General features: G+C 62.6%; 13 protein-coding genes. 8 read left to right on the top strand and 5 right to left on the bottom strand.

Translation table 11 applies throughout. The features are described 5' to 3' along the window. The first annotated feature begins 289 nt into the window (after positions 1-289). Positions 290-2,980, top strand: coding sequence for a DNA gyrase subunit A (gyrA, locus tag ACTIFE_RS10770; protein WP_439529240.1), 2,691 nt, complete (start codon positions 290-292; stop codon positions 2,978-2,980). 117 nt (positions 2,981-3,097) lie between these two features. Here the strand turns inward: gyrA and ACTIFE_RS10765 are convergent, their stop codons facing one another. Together ACTIFE_RS10765 and ACTIFE_RS10760 are read right to left on the bottom strand one after the other, a co-directional pair. Beyond that, positions 3,098-3,436, bottom strand: a complete 339-nt coding sequence (locus ACTIFE_RS10765; protein ID WP_439529152.1) for a hypothetical protein — start codon at positions 3,434-3,436, stop codon at positions 3,098-3,100. Positions 3,437-3,618: 182 nt separating this feature from the next. Next, entirely contained in the window at positions 3,619-3,936 is a 318-nt protein-coding gene (locus tag ACTIFE_RS10760; protein ID WP_439529151.1) for a hypothetical protein, read from the bottom strand. 151 nt (positions 3,937-4,087) lie between these two features. On the opposite strand from ACTIFE_RS10760, the gene coaD reads away from it, so the two are divergent. The 5 genes from coaD to tgt all read left to right on the top strand — a co-directional run bounded on the left by coaD (position 4,088) and on the right by tgt (position 8,111). Continuing rightward, on the top strand, positions 4,088-4,585 hold the full coding sequence (coaD, locus tag ACTIFE_RS10755; protein ID WP_439529239.1) for a pantetheine-phosphate adenylyltransferase: 498 nt from the start codon (positions 4,088-4,090) through the stop codon (positions 4,583-4,585). A gap of 45 nt (positions 4,586-4,630) precedes the next feature. After that, positions 4,631-5,170, top strand: a complete 540-nt coding sequence (locus ACTIFE_RS10750) for a peptidylprolyl isomerase (RefSeq protein WP_439529150.1) — start codon at positions 4,631-4,633, stop codon at positions 5,168-5,170. Positions 5,171-5,288: 118 nt separating this feature from the next. Further along, complete coding sequence (locus tag ACTIFE_RS10745) at positions 5,289-5,723, top strand: peptidylprolyl isomerase (protein WP_439529238.1); 435 nt, start codon at positions 5,289-5,291, stop codon at positions 5,721-5,723. Positions 5,724-5,844: 121 nt separating this feature from the next. Then, positions 5,845-6,963: a tRNA preQ1(34) S-adenosylmethionine ribosyltransferase-isomerase QueA gene (gene queA, locus ACTIFE_RS10740; protein ID WP_439529149.1), complete on the top strand. Its 1,119-nt coding sequence runs from the start codon at positions 5,845-5,847 to the stop codon at positions 6,961-6,963. Further along, the gene (gene tgt, locus ACTIFE_RS10735) at positions 6,960-8,111 is read left to right on the top strand and encodes a tRNA guanosine(34) transglycosylase Tgt (protein ID WP_439529148.1); all 1,152 of its coding nucleotides are present in this window, start codon (positions 6,960-6,962) and stop codon (positions 8,109-8,111) included. Before queA ends, tgt begins: the two co-directional genes overlap by 4 nt. A 27-nt stretch (positions 8,112-8,138) precedes the next feature. Here the strand turns inward: tgt and ACTIFE_RS10730 are convergent, their stop codons facing one another. The 3 genes from ACTIFE_RS10730 to galU all read right to left on the bottom strand — a co-directional run bounded on the left by ACTIFE_RS10730 (position 8,139) and on the right by galU (position 10,968). Beyond that, positions 8,139-8,576 carry a DUF4864 domain-containing protein gene (locus ACTIFE_RS10730; protein ID WP_439529147.1) on the bottom strand — a complete coding sequence of 146 codons (438 nt, stop codon included), beginning with the start codon at positions 8,574-8,576 and terminating at the stop codon, positions 8,139-8,141. A 92-nt stretch (positions 8,577-8,668) separates the two neighbouring features. Then, complete coding sequence (locus ACTIFE_RS10725; RefSeq protein ID WP_439529146.1) at positions 8,669-9,964, bottom strand: nucleotide sugar dehydrogenase; 1,296 nt, start codon at positions 9,962-9,964, stop codon at positions 8,669-8,671. A 113-nt stretch (positions 9,965-10,077) separates the two neighbouring features. Continuing rightward, the gene (gene galU, locus ACTIFE_RS10720; RefSeq protein WP_439529145.1) at positions 10,078-10,968 is read right to left on the bottom strand and encodes a UTP--glucose-1-phosphate uridylyltransferase GalU; all 891 of its coding nucleotides are present in this window, start codon (positions 10,966-10,968) and stop codon (positions 10,078-10,080) included. A 205-nt stretch (positions 10,969-11,173) separates the two neighbouring features. Between galU and kdsA the strand changes: the two genes are divergently transcribed. Then, the gene (kdsA, locus tag ACTIFE_RS10715) at positions 11,174-12,013 is read left to right on the top strand and encodes a 3-deoxy-8-phosphooctulonate synthase (protein ID WP_439529144.1); all 840 of its coding nucleotides are present in this window, start codon (positions 11,174-11,176) and stop codon (positions 12,011-12,013) included. Positions 12,014-12,097: 84 nt separating this feature from the next. Further along, a complete protein-coding gene (gene eno / locus ACTIFE_RS10710; protein ID WP_439529143.1) occupies positions 12,098-13,372 on the top strand; it encodes a phosphopyruvate hydratase in 1,275 nt (424 codons plus the stop codon). The last annotated feature ends 951 nt before the right edge of the window (positions 13,373-14,323 follow it).

The following is a 14,323-nucleotide window of genomic DNA, read 5'->3' as shown; positions in this document are numbered from 1 at the left end:
CTCGGGGCAGCGTCCGGTCAGCGGGTCCCTTATATCAGAGGCTTTTGACCGATTGCCGCCTTTTAGCCCCATTGTTTTCGTGCTGCTGTGAATTATCTTCGCAAGCCATTGGTTTTAATGAAAAAAATACCTCCCGAATCTGTCCAGTCAATTTGGTGGATGGGGCGGAATCGGCTATAAGCAGAACAACATAAAAAGCATACGGAACGCATCCTTGGCCGAACAGGATTCCCCCCCGTCGGGTGGCGCTTCGCCTTCCGACATTCGTCCCATCTCCATCACCGACGAGATGAAGCGCAGCTATCTCGATTACGCGATGAGCGTGATCGTCAGCCGCGCCCTTCCTGATGTGCGCGATGGCCTGAAGCCTGTGCATCGGCGCATTCTCTATTCGATGCACGAGAATGGCTACGAGTGGAACAAGCCCTACCGCAAGTCGGCCCGTGTGGTCGGCGATGTGATGGGTAAATACCACCCCCATGGCGACAGTGCGATCTATGACGCCCTGGTTCGCATGGCGCAGAGCTTCTCGCTGCGCCTGCCGCTGATCGACGGACAGGGCAACTTCGGCTCGGTCGACGGCGATCCGGCGGCAGCCATGCGCTACACCGAGTGCCGGTTGCAGAAGGTCGCGCACAAGCTGCTCGACGACATCGACAAGGACACGGTCAACTTCCAGGAGAACTACGACAGTTCGGAAACCGAACCCGTCGTGTTGCCGGCGAAGTTTCCGAACCTCCTGGCCAATGGCGCCGGCGGCATCGCGGTCGGCATGGCCACCAACATTCCCCCGCATAACCTCGGTGAAGTGATCGATGCGGCCATCGCCATCATGGCCAATCCGGCGATGACGCTTGGTGAACTGCTGGAGATTATCCCCGGCCCTGACTTCCCGACCGGCGGCATTATCCTCGGCCGGTCCGGCATCCGCTCGGCCTATGAGACGGGCCGGGGCTCCGTTGTCATTCGCGGCAAGGTCGATATCGAGGAAATCCGTGCCGGCCGCGAGGCCCTGATCGTCACGGAGATCCCGTATCAGGTCAACAAGTCGACGATGATCGAGAAGATTGCCGAGCTGGTGCGGGACAAGCGCATCGAAGGCATCTCCGACATCCGCGACGAAAGCGACCGTTCGGGCATGCGCGTCGTTATCGAGCTGAAGAAGGACGCGGTCGCCGACGTCATTCTCAACCAGCTCTACCGCTTCTCGGCCCTGCAGCAGAGCTTCGGCTGCAACATGGTGGCGCTGAATGGCGGCCGCCCGGAACTGATGACCATCACCGACATGCTGAAGGCCTTCATCGCCTTCCGCGAAGAGGTCATCGGCCGTCGCACCCGCTTCCTGCTGGCCAAGGCCCGCGACCGCGCGCATGTGTTGGTGGGCTTGGCCATTGCGGTTGCCAACATCGACGAGGTCATCCATCTCATCCGCACCGCGCCGGATCCGGCCACTGCCCGGGCCCAGCTCATGGGCCGTGACTGGCCAGCGCGGGATGTCGAGCCCTTGATCCTGCTGATCGACGACCCGCGCCACACGGTCAATGCCGATGGGTCCTATCGCTTGTCCGAAGAGCAGGCCCGCGCGATTCTCGACTTGCGCCTGCAGCGTCTGACAGCCCTTGGCCGCGATGAAATCGCTGACGAACTGAACAAGCTCGGCCTTGAAATTTCAGACTACCTCGAAATCCTGCGCTCCCGCGAGCGTATTCAGCAGATCATCCGCGAGGAACTGATCGAGATCCGCACGGAATTCGCAACGCCGCGCAAGACCCAGATCGTCGAAGGCGGTGCGGACCTCGAGGACGAGGACCTGATCCAGCGCGAGGACATGGTCGTCACGGTCAGCCACACCGGCTACATCAAGCGCGTACCGCTGGCCACCTACCGGGCTCAGCGCCGGGGCGGCAAGGGCCGCTCTGGCATGGCAACGAAGGACGAGGATTTCGTCACCCGCCTGTTCGTGGCCAACACGCACACGCCGGTCTTGTTCTTCTCCTCGCGCGGCATTGTCTACAAGCTGAAAGTCTGGCGTTTGCCGCTCGGCGGCCCGACCTCGCGCGGCAAGGCGCTCATCAACATGCTGCCGCTGGAGCCGGGCGAACAGATCTCGTCGATCATGCCGCTGCCGGAAAACGAGGACAGCTGGGCCGATCTTGACGTGATGTTCGCAACGACCAAGGGAACCGTTCGCCGCAACAAGCTGTCGGACTTCACCCAGGTCAACCGCGCCGGCAAGATCGCCATGAAGCTCGACGAGGGCGATGGCATCGTCTCGGTCGAGACCTGCACCGAGAACGACGACGTCATGCTGACGACGGCCGCCGGCCAGTGCATTCGCTTTGCCGTCACCGAAGTGCGCGTCTTTGCCGGCCGCAACTCGGTCGGTGTGCGCGGCATCAACCTCGCCGATGACGACCGGCTCATCTCCATGTCGATCCTGCGCCACTTCGAAGCCACCTCCGAGGAACGCGCGGCCTATCTCAAGCTCAGCCGCCTGATGCGCGGTGAAACCGACGAGGCCGCTACCGGCTCCGACGATGCCGAAGAGGCGAGCGCTGAAGCCGGCGACCTGCCGCAGGAGCGCTATGCCGAAATGGGCGCGGCCGAGCAGGTGATTCTGACCGTTTCGGAAAACGGCTATGGCAAGCGCACCTCGTCCTTCGAGTACCGGGTGACCGGTCGCGGCGGCAAGGGCATCACGGCCATGGCGGTCACCAAGCGCAACGGTCCGCTGGTCGCCTCCTTCCCGGTCGAGGACAAGGACCAGATCATGCTCGTCACCAATGGTGGCCAGTTGATCCGCTGCCCGGTCGACGGCATCCGTCTCGCTGGCCGCGCCACCCAGGGCGTCATCGTGTTCAACACCGCCGATGACGAGCAGGTGGTCGCCGTGGAACGGGTCAGTGAGGACGACAGCGACAGTGACGCCGAAGGCGACGATGCAGTCACTGCTGGCAGCCCCTCCGAGGGCGGCGAATAAGCCGGTCAGGCGGCTCCTGACAGTAAAAAAGGCGCTCCGGGAAACCGGGGCGCCTTTTGTCGTAAGTTGGGAGGGATTGGGCGGTGTTTTGGGGCGAGTTTGGCAGATGTTTGTCGGTCAGCTCGCCGGCGCCTGACGCACCAGGACGGTGGTGTTCGCTTCCGGCTGGTCTGCCGCCGTGGTTGCGCCAACCATGCGCAGACCGGTCTTGCCGGACAGGCTCTCCAGACAGCTGGCGTTCCAGTTGCCCCAGGTCTGGCCCTTGCAGGACATGGGAAGCTCGGAAGACAGGCGATTGCCCTTGGTCATGGATCCGCCGTTTGCCGGCATCTGGGCGAAAGCGAGTGCGGCCGAAGCGATCACGGTGACGATGGCAACGGCAAGCAGGGCTGCGATCCCGGCCAGGCTGTAGGCATCGGACGAACGTTTCGGGCTGCTGATTTTCTCGATCTTCATGGCTCTGTCTCCCCCGCCGGACTGGTCAGGTTGTGAGGCTAGAACACCATGTTGCCGTGTTTTGTTCCGTGATGAAGGTCACAGGTTTGCGCCTTGATGACTTTACCGCCCCGGTGAAAACGAACAAAGGAACGCGGCAATCCGCGTTCCTTTTGCTGTTTACACTGCGTAAAGTCGTCGTTTCAGGCGTTTGCAGTGCCCAAAATGCTAGCCATCGGGCCGGGCATCGGCATCGGCGCATAGGGCCGGGCGCAGGCCGGATCTTCCCCGAGAAACTCAAGCTCGTAGCAACCATAGGGATCATTCGGCACATATTCGGTCTTCGCCGGTTCCGGGACGGAGGGCGCGAGCGCCTCGATCTGGGCGGCACTGGCGCCAACGAGGAGAATGAAGGCGCCAACAGCGGCAAACCAGGCGAGGACGGGTGCACTTGGCATCTTGAATCGAAGGAACGTGTTCATCATGCAGCCCATATGGGCCTTTGCCGGCAAAAGGTCCATGGGGTGCTGGTAAATGGTCTGTCACCCCTGTGTGAACGATCCCAGCCTTGAATGGGCCCCTGGACGGCGTGGGCATCAAGACGAATGTCCAGCAGCGAATTGAATGTCTGCGCTTGTGGCATTTGTGCATCGGCGCTATCAAACTCTCATGATCCGCACCGCACTTTACCCGGGATCCTTCGATCCTGTGACCAACGGCCATATCGACATCCTCGGCCAGGCGCTCTCGCTGGCCGATAAGGTTGTCGTGGCCATCGGCATTCATCCGGGCAAGCAGCCGCTGTTCACCTTCGAGGAACGGGTCGGGCTGATCCGGGCCTCGTCACTTGCCGCCTTCGGCGCGGATGTGACGGCCCGTATCTCGGTGATCGCCTTTGACACACTCGTGATCGACGTCGCGCGGAAAGAGGGGGCTCTTGTTCTCGTCCGCGGTCTGCGCGACGGCACCGACCTCGACTACGAAATGCAGATGGCGGGCATGAACGGGACTCTGGCGCCCGATATCAAGACCGTGTTTCTCCCCGCTTCTCCGCCAGTCCGCCACATCACCGCCACGCTTGTCCGCCAGATCGCGCGCATGGGCGGGGACATCACCGCTTTCGTTCCCGCGCATGTGGCAGGTCCCTTGGTGGCCCGCGCCAGCGCCTGACCCTGCGGCGACCCTGCGCCGCCTTGCCCTTTAATGGAGTTTCGATTGAAGCGCTTTTTTGCTCTCATCGCCCTGTTGCTGCCCCTGGCATTCCTGCCGGCTGCCGCAAGTGCCCAAACCCTCGATCCGCAGAACACGCTCTATCTCGACCTGAAGGACGGCCGGGTGACCATCCGCCTGCGCCCTGACCTGGCCCCTGCGCATGTCGAACGCATCAAGAAGCTCGCCAAGGCCGGTTTTTACGATGGTGTCGTCTTCCACCGCGTGATCGACGGCTTCATGGCCCAGACCGGCGACCCGACCGGCACCGGCACCGGTGGCTCGGATGAACCTGATCTGAAGGCAGAGTTCTCCAAGGCGCCGTTCAAGCGCGGCGTGCTCGGCATGGCGCGTGCTTCCGATCCGGACAGCGCCAACTCGCAGTTCTTCATCATGTTCAACGACGGCGACTGGCTGAATGGCCAGTACACCGTCTGGGGCGAAGTGGTGGACGGCATGGAGTTTGTCGACAAGATCAAGCGCGGCGAACCTGTGACCAACCCGGACAAGATCATCAAGATGCGACTGGCGGCCGACGCCAGCTGATTTTTCGCGTGGACCGGATTGCCGGGCCACAGAAGGAGGCGTCTTTGCCTCCGGATCACAGACCACAGAACTGGAGAACGAAGTGGCTGAATACAAGGACAGCGAGCACACGCTGCTCATGGAGACGACCCAGGGCCCGATCGTCATCGAGATGCGCCCGGACCTGGCTCCGGCCCATGTCGCCCGCATCAAGGAACTGGTGCGCGAAGGCTTCTACGACGGCATCGTCTTCCACCGCGTGATCGATGGCTTCATGGCTCAGACGGGCTGCCCGCAGGGCACCGGCACTGGCGGCTCCGGCAAGAAGCTCAAGGCCGAGTTCAGCAAGGAAAAGCACAAGCGCGGCACCTGCTCAATGGCCCGCGCGATGGATCCGAACTCGGGCGACAGCCAGTTCTTCATCTGCTTCACCGATGCGCCCTGGCTCGACAATCAGTACACGGTCTGGGGTGAAGTCACCTCCGGCATGGAAAACGTCGACAAGATCAAGCGCGGCGAGCCGGTCAAGAACCCGGACAAGATCGTCTCGCTGAAGGTTGCAGCAGACGCCTGATTGGCCTATCTGCCGGTCAACGGTTTCACGATTGCGGGCGTGGCGGATCAACCGCCGCGCCCGCTTGGCTGATGGCAACCGGTTTCGAGTGCTTTTGCCTGATCAGGCTGGACTTACAGACATGCGCGTAGACGACTTCGACTTCGATCTTCCGCCGGAGCGGATTGCCTTGCGGCCGGCGCGTCCTCGGGATGCGGCGCGGATGCTTGTCGTGCGCCCGTCAGAACACGCGCAACTGGAAGACCTCGGCGTGCTCGATTTGCCATCGCTTCTGGCCCCGGGCGATGCGCTGGTCTTCAACAACACCAAGGTCATCCCGGCACAGCTTGAGGGCACGCGGACACGCGGAGACGCGGTTGCCGGCATTGGCGCGACGCTGCATCTGCGCGCCGGTCCCGATCGCTGGTGGGCCTTCGTCCGGCCGGCCAAGAAGCTTGTGGTGGGGGATCGCGTCCGCTTCGGGCAGTCAACAGAAGGCACAGCCTGCCTGTCCGGCGTGCTCGATGCCACCGTGGCCGAGAAAAAGGAAACAGGCGAGATCCTGTTCGTGTTTGACCTTGCCGGGCCCGATCTTGAAGCCGCCATTCATGGCGTCGGTCATATCCCGCTGCCGCCTTACATCGCGGCCAAGCGCGGTGAGGATGCGCAGGACCGCACTGACTATCAGACAATCTACGCCGAGCGGGAAGGAGCCGTTGCCGCCCCGACCGCCGGTCTTCACTTCACCGACCGGCTGTTTGCCGCGCTGGATGCGCGGGGCATCGAACGTCACACCGTGACCTTGCATGTCGGCGCCGGCACCTTCCTCCCGGTCAAGGCAGACGACACCGACGCGCATGAAATGCACGCCGAATGGGGCGAGATCTCCGCAGAGACGGCAGCCGCCCTGAAAGCGGTGCGGGCGCGGGGCAACAAGGTGGTTGCGGTTGGCACGACGTCCTTGCGCATTCTGGAGAGCGCGGCCCGGGGGCAGGGCGGGCTTGCTGCCTTTGCCGGTGAGACCCGCATCTTCATCACGCCGGGCTATCGCTTCCGCGCGGTTGATGCGTTGATGACGAATTTCCACTTGCCGCGTTCGACGCTGTTCATGCTTGTGTCCGCGCTGAGCGGGCTCGGCACGATGCGCGCGGCCTATGCCCATGCAATCGAGACAGGCTACCGCTTCTACAGCTACGGCGACAGTTCGCTGCTGTTTCCCGCCAGCGGCAGCATCGCATCCGAGGAAGAGCTGAATTCATGACCGATGCGCCGAAGCGTTTTTCGTTCCAACTGATCACGACCGATGGCATGGCCCGGCGCGGTGAAATCACCACGCCGCACGGTCAGGTGCGCACGCCGGCCTTCATGCCGGTCGGCACGCAGGCGACAGTGAAGGCGATGTACACCGATCAGGTGCGCGCGCTCGGTGCCGATGTCGTCCTCGGCAACACCTATCATCTGATGCTGCGGCCAGGCGCCGAACGGGTGGCAAGGCTCGGCGGACTTCATCATTTCATGCAGTGGCCGCATACGATCCTGACCGATTCCGGCGGCTTCCAGGTCATGTCGCTGGCGCAGCTGCGCAAGCTCGACGAGACCGGCGTCCGCTTCCAGAGCCATATTGACGGCCAGAAATATCACCTGACGCCGGAACGCTCCGTCGAGATCCAGGGCTTGCTGGGCTCTGACATCCAGATGCAGCTTGACGAATGCATCGCATTGCCAGCCCCGGAAAAGGAAGTCGAACGCGCGATGCAGCTGTCGCTTCGCTGGGCGGAGCGGTCGCGGGCGAAGTTCGAGGCCATGGGCGGGGTCGACAACGGGCAGGGGCTCTATGGCATCGTGCAGGGCGGTGACGTGCCGCACCTGCGGGTGCGCTCCGCCGAAAGCCTGGCTGCCATGCCGTTCGAAGGCTATTCCGTCGGCGGTCTGGCTGTCGGCGAGCCGCAGGAGGTTATGCTGCGGATGCTGGAGGTCACAACCCCGGCCATGCCCGTCGACAAGCCGCGCTACCTGATGGGCGTTGGAACGCCAGAAGACATTCTGGAGAGCGTCGCCCGTGGCATCGACCAGTTCGACTGCGTCATGCCGACCCGCGCCGGCCGCCATGGTCTCACCTTTACCCGCCGTGGCAAGATCAACCTGAAGAATGCCCGCCACGCTGACGATCCCCGTCCCCTGGACGAGGAAAGCAATTGCCCGGCGGCACGGCAGTATTCACGTGCCTATCTGCACCATCTGGTGAAGGCCGGCGAGGGGCTGGCGGCCATGCTGCTGACCTGGAACAACCTTGCCTACTATCAGCAGCTGATGCAGGGCATGCGGGATGCCATTGAGGCAGGCCGGTTCCAGGACTACCGTGCATCGGTCAAGGACGGTTGGGCGCGGGGCGACATCGCCCCGCTCTGACAGGCTTGGCGTCTGGGCGTCTGGGCGTCAGGCGGCCGAGCCACTGTCTTTGCGCAGGACGCAGCCCGAGATGCCCCAGGTTCCGTCGTCCTGCCGGGCAAAGCTGTAGAGCGCGACCCAGTTGTCACCGTCAGGTCCGGTGACAAACACCTCTTGCACCGGGCCCTGTGGGGTTTCCTTAAGGCGTCCGAAGCTCACGTCCTTCGGCTGGAACACCGGCAGATAGCCCTGTTTCACCATGGCGATGAAGATATCCGGGCTCTGGAACTGTTTCTGGAGACCGCTGGTGGCAAAAGCGAAGGCGCCAGCCGCATCATTGCGGCGGAAGGCCGCCATTTGTCCCTGGATCAGCTTGCGGAACTCGGCACCATCAAGGCCGCCTTCCGCGCGAACACTCGTTAAACCTGCAGATAATCCAAGAAATCCGCACACCACCAAAGCAAGAAGTGAGGTACCCATGCGCATGACTGGTCTCCTTCGAGGTGACACAAAATCAGCATACGCCTGAATTCCTCTACGGGATCTTGCCAGAGATCACGTTTGCTTGACTGTCCCCATCAAAGGCGCCACAGCGTGATCCCGGCCGGGCATGCCGTCCGGTCCAGTGTTGCCGGCAGGTCTGCCACGAGGCCCTTGCCGTCTTGCAGGAGGCCGCTGACGAAGTCCCAGCCGCCAGCGACAAAACCCCGGTGAGGGACCGCGAGGACCACCGCATCGGCACCTGCGAGATCCTCCAGCGCGGACAGGCGGAGGCCATACTCGTGTGCCGTTTCGTCTGCGTCGGCCAGCGGATCATGCACCCGCACATCCGCGCCAAAGGATTGCAGCTCGGTGATAAGGTCGACGACCTTGGAATTGCGCGTATCGGGCACATTGGCCTTGTAGGTCAGGCCGAGCACGGCAATCTTCGGCGGCATGGTCCTGCCAAGTCGGACGCAGGCCTGGATGATCTTGCCGGCGACGAAGGCCGGCATGTGCTCGTTTGTGCCGCGCCCGGCCAGGATCACCTGCGGCGTCAGCCCGATTTCATGCGCCTTGTGGGTGAGATAATAGGGATCGACACCGATGCAGTGGCCGCCGACAAGGCCTGGCTGGAATGGCAGGAAGTTCCACTTGGTAGCCGCCCCCGCCAGCACATCGCGCGTGTCGATGCCCATGGCGTGGAACAGGACGGACAGCTCGTTCATCAGGGCGATGTTGAGATCGCGCTGGGTGTTCTCGATCACCTTTGCCGCTTCGGCCACGCGGATTGACGGCGCGCGGTGGATGCCGGCCGTCACCACGCTGCCATAGAGCGCGACGAGCCGGTCGGTGACGGCCTCGGAGCTGCCGGAGACGATCTTGGTGATGTCGGCAAAGCCACGTTCCGTATCGCCGGGGTTGATCCGCTCGGGGGAGTAGCCGACATGGAAATCGGTGTGCAGCCGTCCGCTGGATGCGGCCTCGATCTCGGGCACGGCCAGTTCTTCCGTGGCCCCCGGATAGACGGTCGATTCGAAGACGATGATCGCGCCAGGTTTCAGATTGCGGCCTGCGACCCGGGCTGCCGACAGGAAGGGGCCGAAGTCGGGACGTTTCGCCCGGTCAACCGGCGTTGGCACGGCGACAATCACCACATCGGCCGCCTTCAATGCCGTTTCTTCGCCGGTGAAACGTAATGTTTCGTTGGCTAACTGAGTACTGGCAACCGATCCGGTGCGGTCATGTCCATCCCGCAACTCGCCGATCCGCTGCGCGTTGATGTCGAAGCCGATGACCGGATAGCCCGCCGCTGCAAAGGCGACCGCCACCGGCAGGCCAACATAGCCGAGGCCAATGATTGCAAGGGTGGGGCGCGCATCGGGGGAGGACATGGGCAAGACCGCCTCTGCTGGGGTGCTCTCAAAAGACGAAGAGCCGGGCCGTTGTGCCGGCCCGGCCCGATCTGTTTAGAATGCGGCCTTCTGCCAAGGCAAGGGCCGTGCCGTCACGCGCCGGTCTTGGCCTTGATCACGTCCTGCAGCATCGGCAACAGGTCAGCGGCCAGATCCGGCTGGTCGAGACCGAAGGCGAGGTTGGCGGCGAGGAATCCGATCTTCGAGCCGCAGTCATAGGACCGGCCCTCGAAGGCGAGCGAGGTGAAGGACTGCTGGCCCATCAGCTTGATCATGCTGTCGGTCAGCTGGATCTCGCCGCCGGCACCCTTGTCCTGGCTGGACAGAAGGCCGAAGATTTCCGGCTGCAGGATGTAGCGACCGGTGATCATGAGGTTCGATGGAGACGTGCCTGGCGCGGGCTTCTCGACCATGCCGGTGATTGGCATGGCGGCCTTGCGCGGGCCATCGGCCAGCTTGACGATGCCATACTGGTGCGTCTGGTCTTCCGGCACTTCCTCAACGGCGATGATGTTGCCGCCGGTCTGGTTATAGACCTCGACCATCTGGGCAAGGCAGCTCTTCTCAGACTTGACGATCACGTCCGGCAGCAGGATGGCGAAAGGCTCGTCGCCGATGATATCGCGGGCGCACCAGATGGCATGGCCAAGGCCGAGCGGCTCCTGCTGGCGGGTGAAACTGGTGCCACCGGCCTGCGGGCGCATGGAGTTCAGCAGCTCGAGGGCTGCGATCTTGTTGCGGCGGCGCAGGGTGTCTTCCAGCTCATAGGCCATGTCGAAGTGATCTTCGATGACCTGCTTGTTGCGGCCCGTCACGAAAACAATGTGCTCGATGCCAGCTTCGCGCGCTTCATCCACCACATGCTGGATGATCGGGCGATCGACGATGGTCAGCATTTCTTTCGGCACCGCCTTGGTGGCGGGCAAGAACCGGGTTCCCAGACCTGCGACCGGCAGAATTGCCTTGCGGATTGGCCTGAACATTTTCTTCAATCTCCTGCGCCTGGCGACTGATGTGAGGACCACCACACGTTCTGACAACCGCCGATTCTTCCGTAGTCATATTCGATGACTGAGACTGCTAAAAGTGCCTTCTTTGTGGCGTAGTTCTTGAGTTGCGGGCGACCGAAAAGGCGGGTATGCAACCTTCGTCGGGTCTCCGACAAAAGGATAGCTTGAAGGATCCCCCATGCTGAGTGCCAACACGGACGTCACCGTTGGAAATGTAACTTTCTCCAACCAGGCGCCGTTCAGCCTCATTGCCGGGCCTTGCCAGATGGAAAGCCGCGACCACGCGCTGGAAATGGCAGCGGCGGTGAAGGAGATTGCGGGCAAACTCGGCATTTCCGTTGTCTACAAAAGCTCCTTCGACAAGGCCAACCGCACGTCGCTCAAGGGCAAGCGTGGCATCGGCCTCAAGGAGGCGCTGCCGATCTTTGCCGAGATTCGCGAGACTTTCGGCATGCCGGTGATCACGGACATCCACACCGAGGACCAGTGCGCGCCGGTGGCCGAAGCCGTCGACATCCTACAGATCCCGGCGTTTCTCTGCCGCCAGACCGATCTTCTGATCGCCGCAGCCCGCACGGGCCGTGTTGTCAACGTGAAGAAGGGGCAGTTCTTGGCGCCCTGGGACATGAAGAACGTCCTCGACAAGATCGTTGAGAGCGGCAATCCGAATGTGCTCCTGACCGAACGCGGCGCATCCTTCGGCTACAACACGCTCGTCACTGACATGCGCGCGCTGCCGATCATGGCGCGGACTGGCGCGCCGGTCGTGTTTGACGCGACCCATTCCGTGCAGCAGCCGGGCGGGCAGGGCGCCTCGACGGGCGGCGACCGGACCATGGTGCCGGTGCTGGCCCGAGCCGCGGCCGCTGCCGGCATTGCTGGCCTCTTCATCGAGACCCATGACGATCCGGACAACGCACCGTCCGATGGTCCGAACATGGTGCCGATCAAGGATCTCGAAGCGCTGCTGCGTCAGGTGCGTGACATCGACCGTGTGGTAAAAGCCGCTCGGGTCTGATCCTTCGCCGTCAGTTTGCGGGAGAGCCCGCGCAGATAATTTCCCGCAGCCTCCAACCTGCGGGCTCATCACAGGGAGATGCATATGACCGCCATTGTCGACATCACGGCCCGGGAGATCCTGGACAGCCGCGGCAACCCGACTGTTGAAGTGGATGTTCTTCTGGAAGATGGCGCCTTTGGCCGCGCCGGCGTTCCCTCCGGTGCCTCGACCGGCGCCCATGAGGCCGTCGAGCTGCGCGACGGCGGGTCGCGCTATCTCGGCAAGGGCGTGCTGCAGGCCGTCGATGCGGTCAATGGCGAGATCTTCGATACGATCGGCGGCCTCGATGCGGAAGACCAGATCCATATCGACCAGACCATGATCGAGCTGGACGGCACCGCGAACAAGGCCCGCCTTGGCGCCAACGCCATTCTTGGCGTGTCGCTGGCCGTTGCCAAGGCCGCTGCCCAGTCTTCGGGTCTGCCGCTCTACCGCTATGTCGGTGGCGCATCTGCCCGTCTGTTGCCGGTTCCGATGATGAACATCATCAACGGCGGCGCTCACGCCGACAACCCGATCGACTTCCAGGAATTCATGATCATGCCGGTCGGCGCGGAGAGCTTCTCCGAGGCCCTGCGCATGGGCGCGGAAGTCTTTCACACGCTGAAGAAGGCGCTGAAGGACGCTGGCCACAACACCAACGTCGGCGACGAAGGCGGCTTTGCGCCGAACCTAGAATCCACTGATGCAGCCATCGGCTTCGTCATGAAGGCAATCGAAAAGGCCGGTTACAAGCCGGGCGAAGACATCTACCTCGCCCTCGATGCGGCTTCGACCGAGTTCTACAAGAACGGCAAGTACGTTCTGGAAGGCGAAGGCAAGACGCTGGACTCCGACCAGATGGCCGCCTATCTCGCCGATCTCAGCGCCCGCTACCCGATCATCTCGATCGAGGACGGCATGGCCGAAGACGACTGGGCTGGCTGGAAGGCCGTTACCGAGCTCTGCGGCAACCGCGTCCAGCTCGTCGGCGACGATCTCTTCGTCACCAACACCGCACGCCTTCGCCAGGGCATTGCCAGCGCCACGGCCAACTCGATCCTCGTCAAGGTGAACCAGATCGGCACCCTGACCGAGACACTCGATGCCGTCGAGACCGCGCACAAGGCTGGCTACACCGCCGTGATGTCGCACCGTTCGGGTGAAACCGAAGATGCGACCATCGCAGACCTGGCGGTCGCCACCAACTGCGGCCAGATCAAGACCGGCTCGCTCGCCCGCTCCGATCGGCTTGCCAAGTACAACCAGCTCCTGCGCATCGAACAGGAACTGGGCACTCAGGCCCGCTATGCCGGCCGCTCGATCCTCAAGGCCTGATCAGCACAGGTCTTCTGAAATGCAGAACCCCGGTGGCAACGCCGGGGTTTTTGTATTTGGGGTTCGCCGTTTGGGGCCATGGCCTTGACGAACCAGTTCCTCTAAAGGCCCATCGTTTGAATTCACGTCGTTCCCGGCATTCGATGTCGGCGAACGAACATCACACCGGGGTCATCCCCGCCTCGTGCGGGGATCCAGCTTTCGTGGTTGGGCACCGCAAACTTTGCGGTCGATACAGAGGCTACATGGATCCCCGCACAAGGCGGGGATGACCGCAGAAGGGTTGGATTGTGTGGAACTTTGGCGCTATGCGAAACGCTAAAGCATGTTGTTGCGTCGCTCCATTCAGCGATGTGCCTGTGGTCCTATCCCCGAGATCAGCCCGCTCTGAGGCTCACGCGTCGTTCCCGGTATTCGATGTCGGCGAACGAACATCACACCGGGGTCATCCCCGCCTCGTGCGGGGATCCAGCTTTCGTGGTCGGGCACCGCAAACTTCGCGGTCGATACAGAGGCTACATGGATCCCCGCACAAGGCGGGGATGACTGCAGAAGGGTTGGATTGCGTGGAACTTTGGCGCTATGCGAAACGCTAAAGCGTGTTGTTGCGTCGCTCCATTCAGCGATGTGCCTGTGGTCCTATCCCCGAGATCAGCCCGCTCTGAGGCTCACGCGTCGTTCCCGGCATTCGATGTCGGCGAACGAACATCACACCGGGGTCATCCCCGCCTCGTGCGGGGATCCAGCTTTCGTGGTCGGGCACCGCAAACTTCGCGGTCGATACAGAGGCTACATGGATCCCCGCACAAGGCGGGGATGACTGCAGAAGGGTTGGATTGCGTGGAACTTTGGCGCTATGCGAAACGCTAAAGCGTGTTGTTGCGTCGCTCCATTCAGCGATGTGCCTGTGGTCCTATCCCCGAGATCAGCCCGCTCTGAGGCTCACGCGTC

Source organism: Pannonibacter sp., from assembly GCF_051860505.1.
Classification (GTDB): Bacteria; Pseudomonadota; Alphaproteobacteria; order Rhizobiales; family Stappiaceae; genus Pannonibacter.
The sequence above is the reverse complement of the archived record's forward strand: the minus strand, read 5'-3'. Positions and strand labels throughout refer to the sequence as shown.

What these genes read in the sequence shown, in the direction of transcription:
- gyrA (WP_439529240.1), top strand. Translation starts at nt 290, where the DNA reads ATGAAGCGCAGCTATCTCGATTACGCGATGAGCGTGATCGTCAGCCGC.
- ACTIFE_RS10765 (WP_439529152.1), bottom strand. Translation starts at nt 3,436, where the DNA reads ATGAAGATCGAGAAAATCAGCAGCCCGAAACGTTCGTCCGATGCCTAC.
- ACTIFE_RS10760 (WP_439529151.1), bottom strand. Translation starts at nt 3,936, where the DNA reads ATGGACCTTTTGCCGGCAAAGGCCCATATGGGCTGCATGATGAACACG.
- ACTIFE_RS10745 (WP_439529238.1), top strand. Translation starts at nt 5,289, where the DNA reads ATGGAGACGACCCAGGGCCCGATCGTCATCGAGATGCGCCCGGACCTG.
- queA (WP_439529149.1), top strand. Translation starts at nt 5,845, where the DNA reads ATGCGCGTAGACGACTTCGACTTCGATCTTCCGCCGGAGCGGATTGCC.
- tgt (WP_439529148.1), top strand. Translation starts at nt 6,960, where the DNA reads ATGACCGATGCGCCGAAGCGTTTTTCGTTCCAACTGATCACGACCGAT.
- ACTIFE_RS10730 (WP_439529147.1), bottom strand. Translation starts at nt 8,576, where the DNA reads ATGCGCATGGGTACCTCACTTCTTGCTTTGGTGGTGTGCGGATTTCTT.
- ACTIFE_RS10725 (WP_439529146.1), bottom strand. Translation starts at nt 9,964, where the DNA reads ATGTCCTCCCCCGATGCGCGCCCCACCCTTGCAATCATTGGCCTCGGC.
- galU (WP_439529145.1), bottom strand. Translation starts at nt 10,968, where the DNA reads ATGTTCAGGCCAATCCGCAAGGCAATTCTGCCGGTCGCAGGTCTGGGA.
- kdsA (WP_439529144.1), top strand. Translation starts at nt 11,174, where the DNA reads ATGCTGAGTGCCAACACGGACGTCACCGTTGGAAATGTAACTTTCTCC.
- eno (WP_439529143.1), top strand. Translation starts at nt 12,098, where the DNA reads ATGACCGCCATTGTCGACATCACGGCCCGGGAGATCCTGGACAGCCGC.